We start from the raw sequence: 17,724 nt of genomic DNA, 5'->3' as shown, positions 1-17,724 counted from the left end.
GATGAAGTTCGTGTCTTTTTCCGCCGTTTCGATGTTCGTCGCAGCGGCCGCCGCCTCCCTGCCTGTAACCGGCGCATCCGCCGCCGACCGCGACAAGAAGTTCTTCGAATCGGTCGAGGGCAACTGGACCGGGCCGGGTGAGATAGTCGCCGGGAAGTATAAGGGCACCAAGTTCAACTGTTCCTTCGAAGGCACCACGCCCGGCAACAAGGCCGGCATGACGCTGGACGGCGGCTGCAGGGTGGGCGTGTTCACGCAGAAGATGACCGCATCCATCGAACACAAGGCCGGCCGCTACCAGGGCACGTTCCTCGACGGCGCGGCTGGCAAGGGCCTCGACATCATCTCGGGCAGCGTGGTCGAAGGCGGCCAGAAGGTGGTGCTGGCAATCAACCGCAAGCAGCTCAACGGCATCATGCAGGCGCGCATCGCCGGCGAGAACACGATGAACGTCACCATTTCGGTGCGCGTCGAGAAACAACTGGTGCCGGTGATCGGCATGAGCCTCAAGCGCGTCGACACGACGACCGTCGGCTCGGTCGACTGATCCCCGCGCCTTCCTCCGGGAACTTCGCCGTCCTTTTTTGCACGACCGCCAGCGTCCATCCGCCACTGGCACAGAAGCGGTCGATTCCCTATCGTAGCCGCCGAAGGGCCACCCGGCCCGGCATGGCAACGGATGGGATGAACGCATGGCGGCTGAAGGCGCAGGCAGCGACCTCATTCAAGTTGTAGCGCTACTGGCGGCCGGCGTCGTCGCTGTGCCGATCTTCAAGCGCATCGGCCTCGGCTCGATCCTCGGTTATCTCGCCGCCGGCGTCGTCATAGGCCCGTTCGGCCTCGGCATCTTCTACGAATCGGAAGCGATCCTGCACGTCGCCGAACTCGGCGTGGTGATGTTCCTGTTCATCATCGGGCTGGAGATGGAGCCGTCGCGGCTGTGGGGCCTGCGGCGCGAGATCTTTGGGCTCGGCGTTTTCCAGGTCGGCCTCTGCGCAGCCTTGCTTACCATGGTCGGTATCGTGACCGGCTTTCCCGTCGCCGCCTCCTTCGTCGCCGGTGCGGGTTTCGTACTGACCTCTACCGCTATCGTGATGCAGCTGCTGGAAGAGCGCGGCGACATGGCGACGCCCAAGGGGCAGCGCATTGTCTCGGTACTGCTGCTGGAGGACCTGGCCATCGTACCGCTGCTGGCACTTGTCGCCTTCCTGGCACCGGGCGGCGAGCATATGGGCTGGACGGAGCGCCTGACGGGCATTGCGATCGGCATTGGATCGATCGTCGGCCTGATCGTTGCCGGCCGCTACCTCCTCAACCCCGTCTTCCGCATCCTTGCGGAATCGCGGGCGCGCGAGGTGATGACGGCCGCCGCCCTGCTGGTCGTGCTGGGATCGGCGCTGGCGCTGCAGCTCGGCGGGCTGTCGATGGCCATGGGCGCCTTCATCGCCGGCGTGATGCTGTCGGGATCGACCTTCAAGCACCAGCTCGAAGCCGATATCGAACCGTTCCGCGGCATCCTGCTCGGCCTGTTCTTCATGGCGGTCGGCATGTCGCTGAACCTCGCCGTCGTCTGGGAGGACTGGCGCCTCGTCGCCTTCTACGTGGTCGCTTACATGATCATGAAGGCCGTCGGCATCTATATCGTGGCGCGGCTGCTCGGCGCGGGACACCGGGAGGGGCTGGAACGCGCGGTGATCATGGCGCAGGGCGGCGAATTCGCCTTCGTGCTCTACGCCGCGGCTTTGTCGGAAGGCATCATCAGCACGAACGAAAGTGCGGTGCTGACGGCGATCATCATCGTGTCGATGGTGCTGACGCCGCTCGCCATCATCGTGCTGCGCCGCCTGACCCCGCGCGAGCAGCAGTCGCTGGAAGGCATCGACATCGCTTCCGGACTGACCGGCAGCGTGCTGATCATCGGCTTCGGCCGCTTCGGCCAGATCGCCAGCCAGCCGCTCCTCCTGCGCGGCATGGACGTGTCGATCATCGACAATGACGTCGAGATGATCCAGGCGGCCGCCGATTTCGGCTTCAAGGTCTATTACGGCGACGGCACGCGCCTCGACATATTGCATGCCGCCGGCGCCCATCAGGCCCGCGCCGTGCTCGTCTGCGTGGACAAAGGCGACACGGCGATCCGCATCGCCGAACTGCTCAAGTCGGAATTCCCGATGGTGCCGGTGCTTGCGCGCGCCTACGACCGGGGCACGACGATCTCGCTGATCAAGGCCGGCGTGGACTACCAGCTGCGCGAGACCTTCGAATCGGCGCTGTCGCTCGGCGGCGAGGCGCTGCACACGCTGGGCGCAGGGGAAGAGGTTGTTGCCGAGGTTCTGGCGGACGTGCGCCGGCGCGATGCGGAGCGGCTGGAGTTGCAGCTCGCCGGCGGCCTGCAGGCCGGGCGCGGGCTGATGAAGGGCAATGCGCCGGTGCCGGCGCCGCTGGCGCCGCCGAAGCGGCCGGGCCAGGCGATGAATCCCGAGACCGCCGACATTCTTGCCCAGACCGCTGCCCAGGAACGCCGATGAGGATGGTACAATGATCGCGACGGCCAAGCAGGTCGTGGATTTCTGGCGCGAGGCCGGGCCGGAAAAATGGTTCGAAAAGAACGAAGCGTTCGACAACGCTTTCCGCCAGCGCTTCATCGACACGCATGAGGCTGCAGCGCGCGGCGATCTGGATGGCTGGTCCGACAGCGCCGAAGGATCGCTGGCGCTGCTGATCCTGCTCGACCAATTTCCCCGCAACTGCTTCCGCAAGACCACACGCATGTATGCCACCGACCCGCATGCGCTGCACATCGCGCGCAAGGCGATGGCCGCCAGCCACGACCGCTCCTTTAGCGGACCGATCCGCATCTTCTTCTATCTGCCGCTCGCCCACTCCGAGGACATTAGCGACCAGGAGGAAGCTGTCCGCCTCAACACCACGGTCAACGAGGAATTCGCCCGACATGCGAGAGGCCACCGCGACATCATCGCGAGATTCGGCCGCTTCCCACACCGCAATTCCATTCTCGGCCGCGACACGACGCCGGAGGAGCAGGCGTTTCTGGACGAGGGCGGCTTCGCTGGTTGACGCGCGATCAGCCCTCCGACTGCCTCCACCAGTCGCGGCCGGACGGCAGGCGTTCGATCCCGGCGTGGTCGAGCATGGCGAGATGGAAGGCGATCGGCTTGCCGCCGATTTCGAGGCCGGGTGCGATCTCTTCAAGCGGCACCAGCACGAAGGCGCGCTCGGTCATGCGCGGATGCGGGATATCGAGGCCCGGCTGATGCAGGCTGAGGCTGCCGAACAGCAGGACGTCGATGTCGATCAGCCGCGGCCCCCAGCGCTCGCGGCGCTCGCGCTTCAGCCGACGCTCCGCATCCAGGCAAAGCTCCAGGAAAGCACGCGGCGTCCTGTCCGTTCGGATCTCGGCGGCGGCGTTGAGGAACTCCGGCTGGTCCAGCTTGCCCCAGGGCGGTGTCCTGTAGAGCGACGAAACCGCCACGACCTCCGTCTCCGGATCGGCGTCGAGCAGGCGCAGCGCTGCGCCCATGGCGCTCGCGGGGTCGCCCAGATTGCCGCCAAGGCTCAGGAAAACGTTCTTGCTCTGCGTGGCCGACAAGCCTCACCTCGATATGGTCAAGGGGTGCATCCGCTAGCACCGCCCCATGCCCGGATGCCGCCCCGATTGCGACATCCCTGGCAGGATACCGCGCGCTGGGGCATAGCTAACCACATGGAATGATGGAGCACATATTGGCCTTTATCATATGATCCGACTTTCGCAGCTTCCCATAGTCACCGGAATCGAGGCCGGACCAGAGGCGACATGCTGAAAAGAATACTGGCCTTGGTGGCTGCGCTCGCCTTCACCGTCCCGGCGGCCGGCGCGGCCACCGTTTCCAAGACTTATAGCTATTTCTCCATCGGCGGCGGCACGCTCGACGAGATCGAGGCCGAGCTCGGCAAATATGGGCCGCATGTCGAAAGTTCCGGCCAGCGGCATCCGGGCGCCACGCAGATGAAATTCTCCATGCGGGCGAGTTATGGAGATGACGGCAAGCGCTGCCGGATCGTCAAGGGTGACGTCAGCATCAAGGCGACCGTCATCCTGCCGAAATGGCGCCGGCCCAAGCGGGCGGACAGCGACGTACGGCTGATATGGGACACGCTGCGCTCCGACATCAAGCGGCATGAGGAGAGCCACGTCATCATCGCCAAGAACCATGCGCGCGAGCTGGAACAGGCCCTTCCATCGATCAGCGCGCCGACCTGCAAGGAGGCCGCCGAGGACGCCAAGGCGATGATGGCGAAAGTGCTCGCCAAGCTGGAGAAGGCGCAGAACGATTTCGACAAGGTCGAGGCGATAAACTTCGAACGCCGGCTCATTCGGCTGCTGGTCTACCGGCTGCAGCGGATAGAAGCCTATCAGAAGGCCAGAAAGCAGTGATCAGGCTTCAAGCCACGCCCAGTTTCTTCTGCAGGCTGGTCGAGGACGTGGTGTACTGGAAGACGACACGCTCGCCGGGACTGACGATGCGTTTCGCGGCCTGCGTCATCAGCGCGGCCTCATGGAAGCCGGACAGGATGAGCTTGAGCTTTCCGGGGTAGGAGTTGATGTCGCCGATGGCGAAGATGCCCGGCACCGAGGTCTCGAATTTCTCGGTGTCGACGGGGATCAGGTTTTCATGGAGATTGAGGCCCCACTCGGCGATCGGCCCGAGCTTCATCGTCAGGCCGAAGAACGGCAGCAGGCGCGTGCACGGCACCTCGGTATCGCCGTCCGGACCTTTCACGGTTGCGGACGAGAGCCGGCCGTCGGCGCCCTTCAACCCGGTCACCTGGCCGACCAGGAACTCCAGCTGCTTCATCTCCTGCAGCGCGTACATCTTGTTGACGCTGTCGGGAGCCGCGCGGAATTCCGGCCGGCGGTGCACCAGCGTGACGCTCCTGGCGATCGGCTGCAGGTTCAGCGTCCAGTCCAGGGCGGAATCCCCGCCGCCGACGATCATGACGTCCTGATCGCGGAATTCCTCCATCCGCCGCACGGAATAGAAGACGCTTCCGTTCTCGAAAGCCTCGATGCCGGGGATCGGCGGACGCTTGGGCTGGAAGGAACCGCCGCCGGCGGCGATCACCACCACCTTCGCCTCGAACACCTCGTTCTCGTCCGTGGTGACGCGAAAACCGCCGCCGTCGAGTTTTTCGAGCCCCGTCACCATGCGGTTGAAGCTGAATCCCGGCTTGAACGGCGCGATCTGCTCCATCAGCCGGTCGACCAACCCCTGCGCGGAGATCAGCGGGTAGCCCGGAATGTCGTAGATGGGTTTTTCGGGATAGAGTTCGGCGCATTGGCCGCCGGGCCGATCGAGGATGTCGATCAGATGGCACTTCATATCGAAGAGGCCGAGTTCGAAGACGGCGAACAGCCCGACCGGCCCGGCGCCGATGATCAGGATATCGGGTCGGGTCGGCTCTGGCATCGGCTGCTCCTCCGGGAGGCTTGGCTGGTCGCTGCGATCAACCTTGCCTTTCGGGGACGCTCACCACAAGCCCGTCAAGTTCGTTGCGCACCTTGATCTGGCAGGAAAGCCGCGAATTCGGCCGGACATCATAGGCGAAGTCCAGCATGTCCTCCTCCATGGATTCCGGCTCGCCGACGATAGCGGACCAGGCCTCGTCGACATAGACGTGGCAGGTCGCGCAGGCGCAGGCACCGCCGCATTCCGCCTCGATCCCGGGAACGGCATTGCGGACGGCGTTCTCCATGACGGTCGAGCCATTCTCGGCTTCGACCTCGAAGCGCGTGCCGTCGAAGGTTAGATATGTCAGCTTGGTCATGATTTATTCCGGGCTGCCTGAACAGCCGACATAATCACTGTTGCGCGCGAGTCAACAGAGCGGCCTTTTCACGCAGTCGAGGAATGATCGAGAGCCTGTTCGGCGGTGGTCAGCGGCATATGGCGGCGACGAAGTCGCGGGCCTCGTCGATGAGCCGGGCCAGTTTGCGCTTGGCCTGCGCGTCCTCGGGATCGGCCTCGATGGCCGCGGCGCAATCGGCGATCGCGAAAGCGCCGACGCTCCCGGCCGAGCCGCGCAGGCCATGGGCCAGCCGCTTGCACTCCGCCTGGTCGGCGTGGACGATACGTTCGCGCACCTGCTGGGTCTGGTGCACGAACATGCCGAGGATCTCCTGTTCGAGCGCCCGGTCGCCCATGGTCTGGCGCGCGAGGTGCATCAGGTCGATCGCGCGCCCACGCGCCGTCGCGGTTCCTTCTCCGCCGGGCATGGAGAATGCGACGGCGTTTTCCTTGTTCTCAAGCATGCTCGGTCGAACCTCGGTAGTTTCCGGCGGGCGCCCCACCTTAGCCATATGATGTGGATAACGGGTTAATCGCAAAAATGGCCAAAAATTGGCTCAATTTGCCGTCTCAATATGTCGTGACGTTAACCCTATGTTTAAAGTTTTACGCATTTCGCGGGATTGCGGTTTTCTTTACGGGACCCGCTGGATACGATAACGGGGCTCATAATGGGCCTTTCATGCGAGGTTTCCCTCGCGGAACTCGACCGGCATTGCAGCATTCGTACAGGGTAATAGCGGCATGGCTAAGGCACCGACGACCTCGAAAACCTTGGACAGCGATGTCGCAAAGGAGCTCGAAAAGGCGCTCGATCGCGACCTCATCGGCGAAGGCGACGATCTCGACATAGCTGCTTCTATGGAAGATCTCGAGGCGCAGATATCGCGCGCCGCCGAAGAGCTTTCGCGCGAAACGCGCGGCGCCCCGGCGAGCGAGGAAACGCCCTCCCCCCAAGCTGCACAGAATGACGGTCTGGCGATCGACGGCGACGTGATGCCTGCGTCGACGCTCGGATTGCGGCCTGCCGATCCGCCGACGGTGTCTTTCGCGCCGGCAAACGATGACACCGTCCGGGATTCCCGCCTCGTGCTGCAAGGCCTGAACCGCCGCTCGTCATCGGGCATCTACTGGGCGGTCGCCGTGCTTTCGCTGCTGTGGATCGCCGGCGGACTGATGCTGGGCTACCTTCTGGTCGGGCCGGAAATCCTCAACGAATTCACCGCAAGCACGGTACTCGACCAGCCGCTGGTGCTGCTCGTCGCCATCATCACGCTCACCCCGCTCATCCTGTTCTGGGCCTTTGCGGTCATGATCCGCCGCGCGCAGGACATGCGGCTGGCGGCGCAAGGCATAGCGGAAGTCGCAGCGCGCCTCGCCGAGCCGGAAAGCCTCGCGCAGAACCGCATCCTCACCGTCGGCCAGGCGGTGCGCCGCGAAGTGGCGGCCATGGGCGAAGGCATCGAGCGCACGCTGGCGCGCGCCGTCGAACTGGAAACGCTGGTCCATACCGAGGTCAACCAGCTCGAGCGCTCCTATTCCGAGAACCAGGCGCGCATCCGCGCGCTGGTTGACGGCCTCGGCAGCGAGCGCGAGGCGGTCGTCACCCATGCCGAGCGCGTGCGCGCCTCGATCACCGGCGCCAACGAGACGCTGAAGGATCAGTTGAGCTCGGCCAGCGACGTCATCCGCGACAGCATCCTCGGCGCCTCGACCAAGCTGACGATGACCATCACCAATTCCGGCGACGCGCTGATCGACCGCATCAACGACAGCGGCAATTCGATCTTCGATTCCATCGGCAGCCGGCTGGACAGCCTGAGTGACCGCATCACCACCTCGGGCGAGGCCTTCGCCAGCCTGCTCGATACCCGCATCGCCACCCTCCAGCAGACCTCCGACGACGTCACCCGGTCGCTGACCGACATGCTGGACGAACGCACGTCCGGCATGGTTTCCCTGCTCGGCGGCGCGGCGCGCTCGCTCAACGAAGAGTTCGACACCAGCCTGAAGGCGATCGAGCGCACGCTCGCCGAACGCGGCCAGAGCCTGATCGGCGAGTTCCAGACACGCGCCGAGGCGCTCGACACCGGCACGGAAAAACTGAACGCCGCGCTGGAAGCACGCGCGCGCCAGATCAACGACAGCCTGGTGGAGCGCGCAACCGAGATCGCCGCGACCTTCACCGGCGGCCGCCAGCAGCTCGCCGACCTGTTCGACGACAACAAGCTGAAGCTGAATGCCGAGATGACCGACATGGTCACCTCCACCTCCTCTATGCTGGAGGCGCGGGCCGCCGATTTCGCTGGACGCCTCGAAGAAGCCCGCCACACCGCCTCGCAGGCCTTCGACACCGACCTCGGCAAGTTGTCCGGCGCCCGCAAGGGCCTCGACGACATCATCGAGCTTCACACACGCCAGCTCACCGAGAGCGGCGACCGGGTGACGAACGTGCTGCGCGCCGACCTGGAGCGCTTTGCCGTCCGCCGCGGCGAAATCGAGGATGCCGTCGATACGCAGGTCAGGAAACTCGCGGAGGGCCGCGACGCGATCGCCAAGGCGGTCGAGGACGATTTGCGCCGCATCGACGAGTCGCGCACGCTGATCGACCTGTCGCTGGGCGAACAGCTGCGCAAGATCGCCGAGGGCCGCGAAAGCCTGGACCGGGCGCTGCAGGAGGATGCTGTCAAACTCGCACAGAGCCGCATCGGCATCGACGACATGGTCACGTCGCACGTCGCCAAGCTGAGCGAGGGCCGCAACATTCTTTCGCGCGCGCTGGAAGCGGACGTGTCGGTGATCGACAACATGGTGGCCACCCAGACCGAGAAATTCGCGGAGGGCCGCACCGCCCTTTCCCAGGCATTCGAAAAGGACATCGAGCGCCTCGACGCTGTCGTCACCGCGCAGACGGCGCGCATCGCCGAAACGCGCGGCGCGCTCAGCCGGGCGCTCGACTACGACATCGGCAGCCTGGATGCGATCGTCTCCACCCAGGTCGAGAAGATCGAAAGCGGCCGCCGGGCGCTGATGGACGCGCTGGAAAGCGACCTCGGCGGCATTGAGGCCGCCGTCGCCGGCCAGATCGACAAGATCGCGAGCAGCAGCCGCGCCCTTTCGCAGTCGCTGCGCGGCGAATTCGAAGGCGTCGAGACGCTGGTGGACAACCAGGTCGGCCGCATCTCAGAGAGCCGGTTCGCGCTGACCAAGGCCCTGGAAAGCGACGTCGGCACGATCGACGGGCTGGTTTCCAGCCAGGTCGAGAAGATCGAACTCGGCCGCAACGTCCTTTCCAAGGCGCTCGAAGCCGACATGGCGGGCATCGATTCCATGGTCTCGGGCCATCTGGACCGGCTGGCCGAAGGCCGGCGCATCCTATCGCGGGCGCTGGAATCCGAAATGGCCGACATCGAGGGTCTGCTGGCGGGCCAGTCAGGCCGGCTGGCCGAGGGCCGCGACGCGCTGAGCAAGGCCTTCGCCTCCGACATGACCGCCATCGACGACATGATCGCCAATCATGTCAGCAAGCTCGTCGACGGCCGCAGCGTGCTGACCGAAGCGCTGGAAACCGACATCGCCGAACTGCATGCCGCCGGTGACACGCAGGCGCAGAAATTCGCCGAAGGCCGCGATATGCTGTCCAAGCGCCTGGCCGAGGACCTCGCCAGGCTCGACGAAAGCCGCAATGGCATAGATGGCCTGGTCGCCGCGCAAGTGGAAAAGCTGGCGGAAGGCCGCGATATACTGAAGCGCGCGCTGGAAGCCGACCTGGCGAGACTGTCCGAAAGCCGCACCGAGATCGACGGCATCGCCGCCACCCATGTCAGCAAGCTGGCCGAGGGCCGCGAACTGCTCAAGCAGGCACTGGAAGCCGATCTCGCCACGCTGGCGGAAAGCCGTGCCGGCATAGACGGGCTTGTCGCCGCCCAGGTGGAAAAGCTCGCCGAAGGCCGCGACATCCTGAAGCGCGCGCTGGAAGCCGACCTGAACAGGTTGTCGGAAAGCCGGTCGGAGATCGACGGGCTCGCCGCCACCCATATCGAAAAACTTGCAGAGGGTCGCGCCCTCCTGGCGCGGGCGCTCGAAGGCGATCTGGCCAAGCTGGACGGCATCGCGTCGACACATGGGGAACGGCTTGCGGAGGGCCGCGCCCAACTGGCTCGCGCGCTCGAGGACGATCTCGGCAAGCTCGAAGGCATTGCGGCAACCCATGGCGAACGGTTGGCCGAAGGCCGCAGCCTGCTGGCCCGCGCCCTGGAGGCCGACCTCGCCAAGCTGTCGCAGAGCCGCGCCGAGATCGACGGACTGGCCGCCACGCATGTCGAAAAGCTCGCCGAGGGACGCGACCTCTTGGCCCGCACGCTGGAAGAGGACCTCGCCAAGCTCGAAGGCATTGCGATCACCCATGGCGAGCGGCTCGCCGAAGGCCGCAGCCTGTTGGCCCGCGCCCTGGAGGCTGACCTCGCCAAGCTGTCGCTGAGCCGTGCGGAGATCGACGGCCTCGCCGCCACGCATGTCGAAAAGCTCGCCGAGGGACGCAATCTGCTGTCCCGCACGCTTGAAGAGGATATCGCCAAGATCGACGGCATCACCGCCTCCCATGCGGAGAGACTGTCGGAGGGCCGCAGCCTTCTGGCGCGCGCACTGGAGGCCGATCTCGGAAAGCTCTCGCAGAGCCGCGACGAGATCGACGGCATCGCCGCAGCCCATGTCGAAAGGCTGGCCGAGGGCCGGAGCATCCTGTCGCGCTCGCTGCAGGAGGATCTTGCGAAGATCGAGGCGCTGAACGCCGCGCATGTCGATAAGCTGGCGGAAGGCCGCGGCTTGCTGAACGAGGCGCTGGAAGCCGACCTGGCAAAGCTGGCCGAGAGCCGTGCCGGCATAGACGGGCTGGTCGCCGCGCAGGTGGAAAAGCTGGCAGAGGGCCGCGATATCCTGAAGCGCGCGCTGGAAGCCGATCTCGCCAGGCTGTCTGACAGCAAAGCGGAGATCGACGGCATCGCGGCGAAACATGTCGAGACGCTTGCCGAGGGCCGCAACCTCCTGTCGCGGTCGCTCGAAGACGATCTCGCCAAGATCGAGACCTTGAACGCGGCCCATATCGAAAGGCTGGCGCAAGGCCGCGGCGTGCTCAACCAGGCGCTGGAAGCTGACCTGGCAAAGCTGTCGGAGAGCCGCGCCGGCATAGACGGACTGGTTGCCGCGCAGGTCGAAAAGCTGGCGGAAGGCCGCGATATCCTGAAGCGCGCGCTGGAGGCCGATCTCGCCCGGCTTTCGGACAGCAGGGCGGAAATCGACGGCATTGCCGCGAAGCATGTCGAGACGCTTGCCGAGGGCCGTAACCTCCTGTCGCGGTCGCTCGAAGGCGACCTCGCCAAGATCGAGACCCTGAACGCGGCCCATATCGAAAGGCTGGCGCAAGGCCGTGAGGCGCTTAACCTTGCGCTCGAAGCCGACCTGGCCAAGCTGGCGGACAGCCGCGCCGGCATAGATGGTCTCGTCGCCGCGCAGGTGGAAAAGCTGGCGGAAGGCCGCGATATTCTCACGCGCGCGCTGGAAGCCGATCTCGCCCGGCTTTCGGACAGCAAAGCGCAGATCGACGGCATCGCCGCGACCCATGTCGACAGACTCGCAGAGGGCCGCGAGGTCCTGGCCCGCGCGCTAGAGGCTGATCTTGCGCTGCTTTCGCAGAGCCGCGCCGACATCGACGGCATCGCCGCGAAGCATGTCGAAACGCTGGCCGAAGGCCGTAATGTCCTGTCGCGCTCGCTGCAGGAAGACCTTGCCAAGATCGAGGATATCAACGCCGCCCATATCGAAAAGCTGGCGCAGGGACGCGAGGCTCTGAACCTGTCGCTGGAAGCCGATCTTGCCAGGCTGGCCGAGAGCCGCGCCGGCATGGACGGCCTTGTCACCGCGCAGGTGGAGAAGCTGGCCGAAGGTCGCGACATTCTCAAGCGCGCGCTCGAAGCCGATCTTGCGAAACTCTCCGAAAGTCGCGCCGAGATCGACGGTATCGCCGCGACCCATATCGACAAGCTCGCAGAAGGCCGCGAAGTCTTGGCCCGCGCCCTGGAGGCCGATCTCGCGCGGCTGTCGCAGAGCCGTGCAGAGATCGACGGGCTCGCAGCCGCGCATGTCGAACACCTCGCCGCCGGCCGCGACGTGCTGAAGCAGGCGCTGGAAGCCGACCTCGCACGTCTGGCCGAAAGCCGCTCCGGCATAGACAGCCTGGTGACGGGGCAGATCGAGAAACTCTCGGAAGGCCGCGACCTGCTCAAGCGTGCCCTGGAAGCCGATCTTGCGAAGCTGTCGGACAGCCGCGCGGAGATCGACGGCATCGCCGCCATGCATGTCGGGCGGCTGTCGGAAGGCCGCGACGCGCTGGCGCGCGTGTTCGAGGCCGATATGGATAAGCTGTCGCAGCGCCGCATCGAACTGGACGGCATGGCCAAGACCCATGTCGAGCATCTGGCGGCTGGCCGCGAAGTGCTCAAGCAAGCGCTGGAAGCCGATCTCGCCAAGCTGACGGAAAGCCGCGCCGGCATAGACGGACTGGTCACCGCGCAGGTCGAAAAACTCGCCGAAGGACGCGACATCCTCAAACGCGCGCTCGAAGCCGATCTGATAAAACTCTCGCAGAGCCGCTCGGAGATCGACGGCCTGGCCGCCGCTCATATCGAAAAGCTCGGTGAAGGCCGGTCGCTGCTGCGCGACGCGCTGGCCGCCGACCTCACGGCGCTGGAAGCCAGCCGCGGCGAGATCGACGGCATCGCCGCAAGCCATGTCGACCGGCTGGCGGAAGGCCGCGAGGTGCTGAAGCGTGCGCTGGAAGCCGACCTCGAAAAACTGTCCGAGAGCCGGGCGGAAATCGAAAACATCGCCGCCAGCCATGTCGAAAGGCTGGCCGAGGGCCGCGAGACGCTCAAGCGGGCGCTGGAAGACGACCTCGCCCGCGTGCTGGAAAGCCGTTCCGAAATCGACAGCATCGCCGCCGGCCATGTCGAGAAGCTTGCCGAGGGCCGCGACCTGCTGCGGCGGGCTCTGGAGGCCGACCTCGCCGCACTCGACGAGAGCCGCGCCACCATCGACGGCCTCGTCATCGACCAAGTGTCGAAATTCACCGAGGGCCGCAACACGCTGACGCGGGCGCTGGAAGAGGACCTGTCGAAGGTCCACGACACACGCGGCGAGATCGACAAGCTCGTCGCCTCGCATTTCGACAGACTGGCACAGGGCCGCGACGCCTTGAAGCTTGCGCTGGAAGCCGACCTCGACAGGCTGGCGGACACTCGCGGCGAGGTCGACGCCCTCGTGCAGGCGCAGGTCGGCCGACTTACCGAAGGCCGCAATTTCCTGGTCCAGGCGCTGGAGGCCGATCTTTCCAAGGTCGCCGAGGCGCGCACCACGATCGATGCCAGCATCGTCGGCCACGTCGCCAAGCTGGCAGAGGGCCGTAGCCTGCTGTCGCGGGCGCTCGATGCCGACCTGAAGAAGGTTGGCGAAGGCCGCGACGGGCTCGACCAGATCGTGGCGAAGCAGCTGGAGCGCATCTCGGAAGGCCGCGACATGCTGGCGAAGGCCATCGAGACCGACATGGCCGGGCTGGAAGGCGTCGTCCGCGATCAGATCGCCAAGCTCGCCGACGGACGGGACGTGCTGTCGCGCGCGCTCGAACAGGACATGTCGAGCATCAGCGGCTTGGTCGACGGCCATGTGCAGAAGCTGGCCGAGACACGCAATGTGCTGACCGAAGCGCTGCAGGGCGACCTCGGCATGATCGACCAGGTGATCGCCGGACAGGCCGGCAAGTTCGCCGAGGGCCGCGAACAGCTCAGCCGGTCGCTTGCCGACGATCTGGCGAAACTCGGCGAGAGCCGCGCCAGCATCGACCAGCTGGTCTCGGCGCAGGTCGAGAAGCTGGCGGAAGGCCGCGACATCCTGCGCCGCGCGCTGGAAGCAGACCTCGCCAAGCTCGGCGAGGCGCGCAGCGGCATTGACCGGGCGGTCGAAGGCCAGGTCGAGAAGCTCGCGGAGGGCCGCGAGGTTCTGAGGCGCGCCCTCGACACCGATCTCATCCAGCTTTCGGAAGCCCGCGAGAGCATCGACCGGCTCGTCGAGAGCCATGTCGAGAAACTGGCGGAAGGCCGCGGCCTGCTCGGGCGTTCGCTCGAAGCCGACCTCGCGAAACTCTCCGAAGTGCGCGGCAGCATCGACCAGCTCGTGCAGTCGCAGGTCGATACGATCGCCGAGGGCCGTGAAATCCTCGCCCACGCGCTGGAGGCCGACCTGCAAAAGGTCGCCGGCAGCCGTGCCGACATCGATTCGATCGTCGCCGGGCATCTCGAAAAGCTGGCGGAGGGCCGCACCCGGCTGGCCCAGGCGCTCGACACCGATCTGCTGAAGCTGGTGGATGCGCGCCGCAGCATCGATCTCGAGATTTCCTCGCATATCGACACGATCGCCGGCAAACGCGACATGATTTCCGAAGCCATCGCTGCCGACGTCGAGCGCATCGAAGGAGCGTTCAGCCGCCAGACAGGCGTCATCGAGGAGCGCACCAGCACGCTGGAACGCGCGCTTTCGTCGGGCATCGACAATGTGCGCCAGGCCCTGCAGGGCAGCGCTGTGTCGGTTGCCACCTCGCTGCGCGACAAGGTGATGGAGATCACCGCGGCACTGCACCAGGAGGCCGGCAACGCCTTCACCGAGGCCGACCGTCGCATCGCCGAGCGGGCCGAGCAGACGTCCGCGGCCCTTCTGGCGCGTGCCGAGGACATCGCCGGCGTGTTCGCAGACACAGACCGGCGCATCCTCGCCCGCACCGGCGAGACGGCGGACGCGCTATCGGCGCGCACCGCCGAGATCGCAGAGACCTTCGACCAGGCGGACCGCAGGCTGGCCGAGCGCGCCGTCGCGACAGCGGCGACGCTTGCCGCCCGCGCCGGCGAAATCGGCCAGAACTTCGACCGGATCGACGGCACGATCGGCCAGCGCATAACGGAATCGGCCGATGCGCTGAGCGCCCGCGCCGCCGAGATCGGCAGGCTGTTCGACGGCGTCGACGAGCAGATCGTGCTGCGCTTCGCCAAGGGCGCGGAAACGCTCGACGCCCGCACCAGCGAGCTCAACGCGCTCTTCGACAGCGCCGACCGCAAATTTGCCGAGCGGATCGACAACGGCGCCCAGGCCTTCGGCGCACGCGCCACCGATCTGGTGAAGGTCTTCGAGAATGCCGACCAGCGGCTCACCGCCCGCGTCGGCGAGACGGCCGCGACGCTGGCGTCGAGGGCAAGCGAGATCGGACAACTGTTCCACGAGACCGACGAGCGCCTCGCGGCGAGCATGGACAAGAACTCCGACATGCTGGCCGGCCGTGCCGACCAGTTTGAAAAAGTGTTCGAGGCCGTCGACCAGCGCATCGCGGCGCGGGTCGATCACACCATCGATTCGCTGGCCGGCCGCGCGATAGAACTCGGCCGCGTCTTCGAAAGCGCCGACGACCGGATCGCCGCCGGCACCGAGGCTGCGTCAGCCGCCTTGTCGGCGCGCGCTGCGGAGATCGGCGAGGTGTTCCGGGACGCCGACGAGCGGCTTGCCGCGCGCACCGACGCCACGTCGCAGGCGCTGGCGGCCCGCGCCGCCGAGATGGGAGAAGTGTTCAAGGGGGCCGACGAACGTTTCGCGGCGCGCATCGGCGAAAGCGCTTCGGCGATCGGCGCGCGCGCGGAAGACGTCGCCAAGGCGTTCGCGGCGGCCGAACAGCGGGTGACCGCCCGCGCCGCTCAATCGTCGAGGGAACTGGAAGCGCGCGCGCGGTCGATCGAGGAAGCGCTGTCCGCCGCCGACCAGCGGGTCATGTCCGGCGCAGAGGCCGCCGCCTCCTATGTCGAAGCGAAGCTGGCCGACGCCGAAAGCCGGCTGGCCAACAGCGCCGACGAGGCGACCTTGCGCGTCGGCAACACCATGCTCGATGTCGAGAACCGGATGGCGGGCAGCGCCGAAACGCTGCGCCAGCGCGTCAACGAGCATGTGTCTGAAGCCGAGGCGCAACTCGTGTCGCGCGCCGACGTCATCGCCAATACCTTCACGGCGGTGGGCAAGCACATCGGCGACAGCACCAACGATGCGGCGCGGGCGATCGCGGCCAACACCCGTGAGCTCAATGCGCTGATGGCCGAGCGCTCGGCCGAGATCACCCGCATCCTCGACGAAACCGCGCGGCCGATCGCAGACAAGCTCAACGCCGCCCATGCAGACCTCGAGCACACGCTGGAGACCGCCTCGCAGCGCGCCGCCGACAAGCTGCGCTCGGAGAACAACGCACTTGCCGAAGCGCTGGCGAGCCGGACAGCGGAGACGCTGGCCGCAGTCGACGGAGCGCGCAACAACCTCGCCTCGGGCGTCAGCGACCTGCTCGGCCGCATGTCGTCGTCCAGCTCGAAGCTCGGCAAGCTGATCGAGACCGCCGCCGAAAACCTGAACAGGGTCGACGGCGAGCTGAGCTCGACCACGCAGCGCTTCGCGGCAACGACGGAAAAAGCAGCGCTGACTTTCGCAAGCTCGGCGCGGCTGGTGGATTCCAACACCACGCGCCTCGCGGACCTCTCGTCCGGCACGCTGCGCGAAGTCGCGTCGATCGCCACCCGCTTCGAGGAGCACAGCCGCCTGCTGACCAGCGCGTCGCATCTGCTCAGCTCCGCGCAGAACAATCTGGAGCATACGCTGGAGCGCCAGTCGACGCTGGAGGATCTGGCGGTCGGCCTGGTCAAGAAGTCGGAAGACCTCGAGAACATCATGAAGTCGTTCGAGAATCTTGTCGGCAACGCGCTGGAGAAGGCGGAAGGCAAGACGCTGGCGTCGACCGACAAGATTCGCGCCGCGATCACCGATGTCGTCGATTCGGCGACCAAGCGCTTCGCAGACGCGACGGAGGAGATGCGGCGCACCGCAAGCTCGATCAAGGGCGATCTCGACGCAACTCGCGCGGAGTTGAAAAAGGGCGTGCTCGACATGCCGCAGGAGGCGAAGGAATCGACCACTGCGATCCGCCGCGCCGTCGGCGAGCAGATCAAGGCTTTGAAGGAGCTCTCTGAAATCGTTGCGAAATCCGGGCGCACCATCGATGTGTCCGACAAAGGCAATACGCCGGCGCCACGCCGGCTGGTGCCGCCGCAGGCGCAGCCGCGCCCCGTCGAACGCGCGCCGGAGCCGGCTCCGCCGCCGAGGACGGAGCCGCCGCGGGCTCGGGAGGAGGAGCAGCGTCCGAAGTCCGGCGGCTGGGTGCGTGACCTCTTGAGCGGCGCCTCGCGCGCCGAGGACGAGGAAGGGGAAGTCATCGCAACTCCGCCGCCGCGCGCGGCACCCCGCGCCCCGTCGCAAGCGGCGGAATCGCTCAGCACCTTGTCGGTCGACATCGCCCGCGCCATCGACCACGACGCGGCGATCGAACTCTGGAGGCGCTACAGGCGTGGCGAACGCGGCGTATTCACCCGTCGCCTCTACACGCTCAAGGGCCAGCAGACCTTCGACGACATCCGCCGCAAGTACCAGAACGACGCCGATTTCCGCGGCGCGGTCGACCGCTACTGCGAGGATTTCGAGAAGCTGCTGAAGGACGTCGCCCGCAACGACCGCGACAACCGGATGACCGAGACCTATCTCAGCTCGGATACCGGCAAGGTCTATACGATGCTTGCCCATGCGGGCGGCCGGCTCGGGTAGGATGATGCCGCACGAATAGAAAAAGGCGGGCACTTGCCCGCCTTTTTTGTTGCTGTTTGGTCTCAGTTCGACCCGATCGACAATCGAACGAAATCAATGGCTTTGGCGATCGATCGGAAGTTTTCGGCGAGCATCTCAACAAGCTTCGCGC

The 17,724-nt window shown here is 66.0% G+C and carries 9 protein-coding genes; 5 read left to right on the top strand and 4 right to left on the bottom strand.

Features of this window, described 5'->3' with window-relative positions; translation table 11 throughout:
- Window position 1: 1 nt before the first annotated feature.
- From ACSBOB_RS17890 to ACSBOB_RS17880, 3 genes are all read left to right on the top strand, one after another.
- Window positions 2-547: a hypothetical protein gene (locus tag ACSBOB_RS17890; protein WP_442577452.1), complete on the top strand. Its 546-nt coding sequence runs from the start codon at window positions 2-4 to the stop codon at window positions 545-547.
- Window positions 548-692: 145 nt separating this feature from the next.
- Complete coding sequence (locus tag ACSBOB_RS17885; protein WP_442577451.1) at window positions 693-2,528, top strand: monovalent cation:proton antiporter-2 (CPA2) family protein; 1,836 nt, start codon at window positions 693-695, stop codon at window positions 2,526-2,528.
- Between the two features lie 10 nt (window positions 2,529-2,538).
- Window positions 2,539-3,078 (top strand): DUF924 family protein, encoded by a 540-nt coding sequence (locus ACSBOB_RS17880; protein ID WP_442577450.1) that lies wholly within the window; start codon window positions 2,539-2,541, stop codon window positions 3,076-3,078.
- Window positions 3,079-3,085: 7 nt separating this feature from the next.
- Here ACSBOB_RS17880 and folK read toward each other — a convergent pair whose 3' ends face one another.
- Complete coding sequence (gene folK / locus ACSBOB_RS17875; protein WP_442577449.1) at window positions 3,086-3,610, bottom strand: 2-amino-4-hydroxy-6-hydroxymethyldihydropteridine diphosphokinase; 525 nt, start codon at window positions 3,608-3,610, stop codon at window positions 3,086-3,088.
- Between the two features lie 207 nt (window positions 3,611-3,817).
- Between folK and ACSBOB_RS17870 the strand changes: the two genes are divergently transcribed.
- Complete coding sequence (locus tag ACSBOB_RS17870; RefSeq protein WP_442577448.1) at window positions 3,818-4,438, top strand: DUF922 domain-containing Zn-dependent protease; 621 nt, start codon at window positions 3,818-3,820, stop codon at window positions 4,436-4,438.
- A 7-nt stretch (window positions 4,439-4,445) separates the two neighbouring features.
- On the opposite strand, the gene ACSBOB_RS17865 is transcribed toward ACSBOB_RS17870, so the two are convergent.
- The 3 genes from ACSBOB_RS17865 to ACSBOB_RS17855 all read right to left on the bottom strand — a co-directional run bounded on the left by ACSBOB_RS17865 (window position 4,446) and on the right by ACSBOB_RS17855 (window position 6,313).
- A complete protein-coding gene (locus ACSBOB_RS17865) occupies window positions 4,446-5,471 on the bottom strand; it encodes an NAD(P)/FAD-dependent oxidoreductase (protein ID WP_442577447.1) in 1,026 nt (341 codons plus the stop codon).
- A 37-nt stretch (window positions 5,472-5,508) separates the two neighbouring features.
- Window positions 5,509-5,829 carry a 2Fe-2S iron-sulfur cluster-binding protein gene (locus ACSBOB_RS17860; protein WP_442577446.1) on the bottom strand — a complete coding sequence of 107 codons (321 nt, stop codon included), beginning with the start codon at window positions 5,827-5,829 and terminating at the stop codon, window positions 5,509-5,511.
- 109 nt (window positions 5,830-5,938) lie between these two features.
- Window positions 5,939-6,313 carry an Hpt domain-containing protein gene (locus tag ACSBOB_RS17855; protein ID WP_442577445.1) on the bottom strand — a complete coding sequence of 125 codons (375 nt, stop codon included), beginning with the start codon at window positions 6,311-6,313 and terminating at the stop codon, window positions 5,939-5,941.
- Between the two features lie 280 nt (window positions 6,314-6,593).
- Between ACSBOB_RS17855 and ACSBOB_RS17850 the strand changes: the two genes are divergently transcribed.
- Complete coding sequence (locus ACSBOB_RS17850) at window positions 6,594-17,573, top strand: hypothetical protein (RefSeq protein WP_442577444.1); 10,980 nt, start codon at window positions 6,594-6,596, stop codon at window positions 17,571-17,573.
- Window positions 17,574-17,724: the final 151 nt, after the last annotated feature.

It is taken from the genome of Mesorhizobium sp. KACC 23794, assembly GCF_052180275.1.
GTDB lineage: Bacteria > Pseudomonadota > Alphaproteobacteria > Rhizobiales > Rhizobiaceae > Kumtagia.
This window is presented reverse-complemented; position numbering and strand designations above follow the sequence as displayed.

Coding starts and splice junctions, on each gene's coding strand:
- ACSBOB_RS17890 (WP_442577452.1), top strand. CDS start 2: ATGAAGTTCGTGTCTTTTTCCGCCGTTTCGATGTTCGTCGCAGCGGCC.
- ACSBOB_RS17860 (WP_442577446.1), bottom strand. CDS start 5,829: ATGACCAAGCTGACATATCTAACCTTCGACGGCACGCGCTTCGAGGTC.
- ACSBOB_RS17870 (WP_442577448.1), top strand. CDS start 3,818: ATGCTGAAAAGAATACTGGCCTTGGTGGCTGCGCTCGCCTTCACCGTC.
- ACSBOB_RS17850 (WP_442577444.1), top strand. CDS start 6,594: ATGGCTAAGGCACCGACGACCTCGAAAACCTTGGACAGCGATGTCGCA.
- ACSBOB_RS17880 (WP_442577450.1), top strand. CDS start 2,539: ATGATCGCGACGGCCAAGCAGGTCGTGGATTTCTGGCGCGAGGCCGGG.
- ACSBOB_RS17855 (WP_442577445.1), bottom strand. CDS start 6,313: ATGCTTGAGAACAAGGAAAACGCCGTCGCATTCTCCATGCCCGGCGGA.
- ACSBOB_RS17865 (WP_442577447.1), bottom strand. CDS start 5,471: ATGCCAGAGCCGACCCGACCCGATATCCTGATCATCGGCGCCGGGCCG.
- ACSBOB_RS17885 (WP_442577451.1), top strand. CDS start 693: ATGGCGGCTGAAGGCGCAGGCAGCGACCTCATTCAAGTTGTAGCGCTA.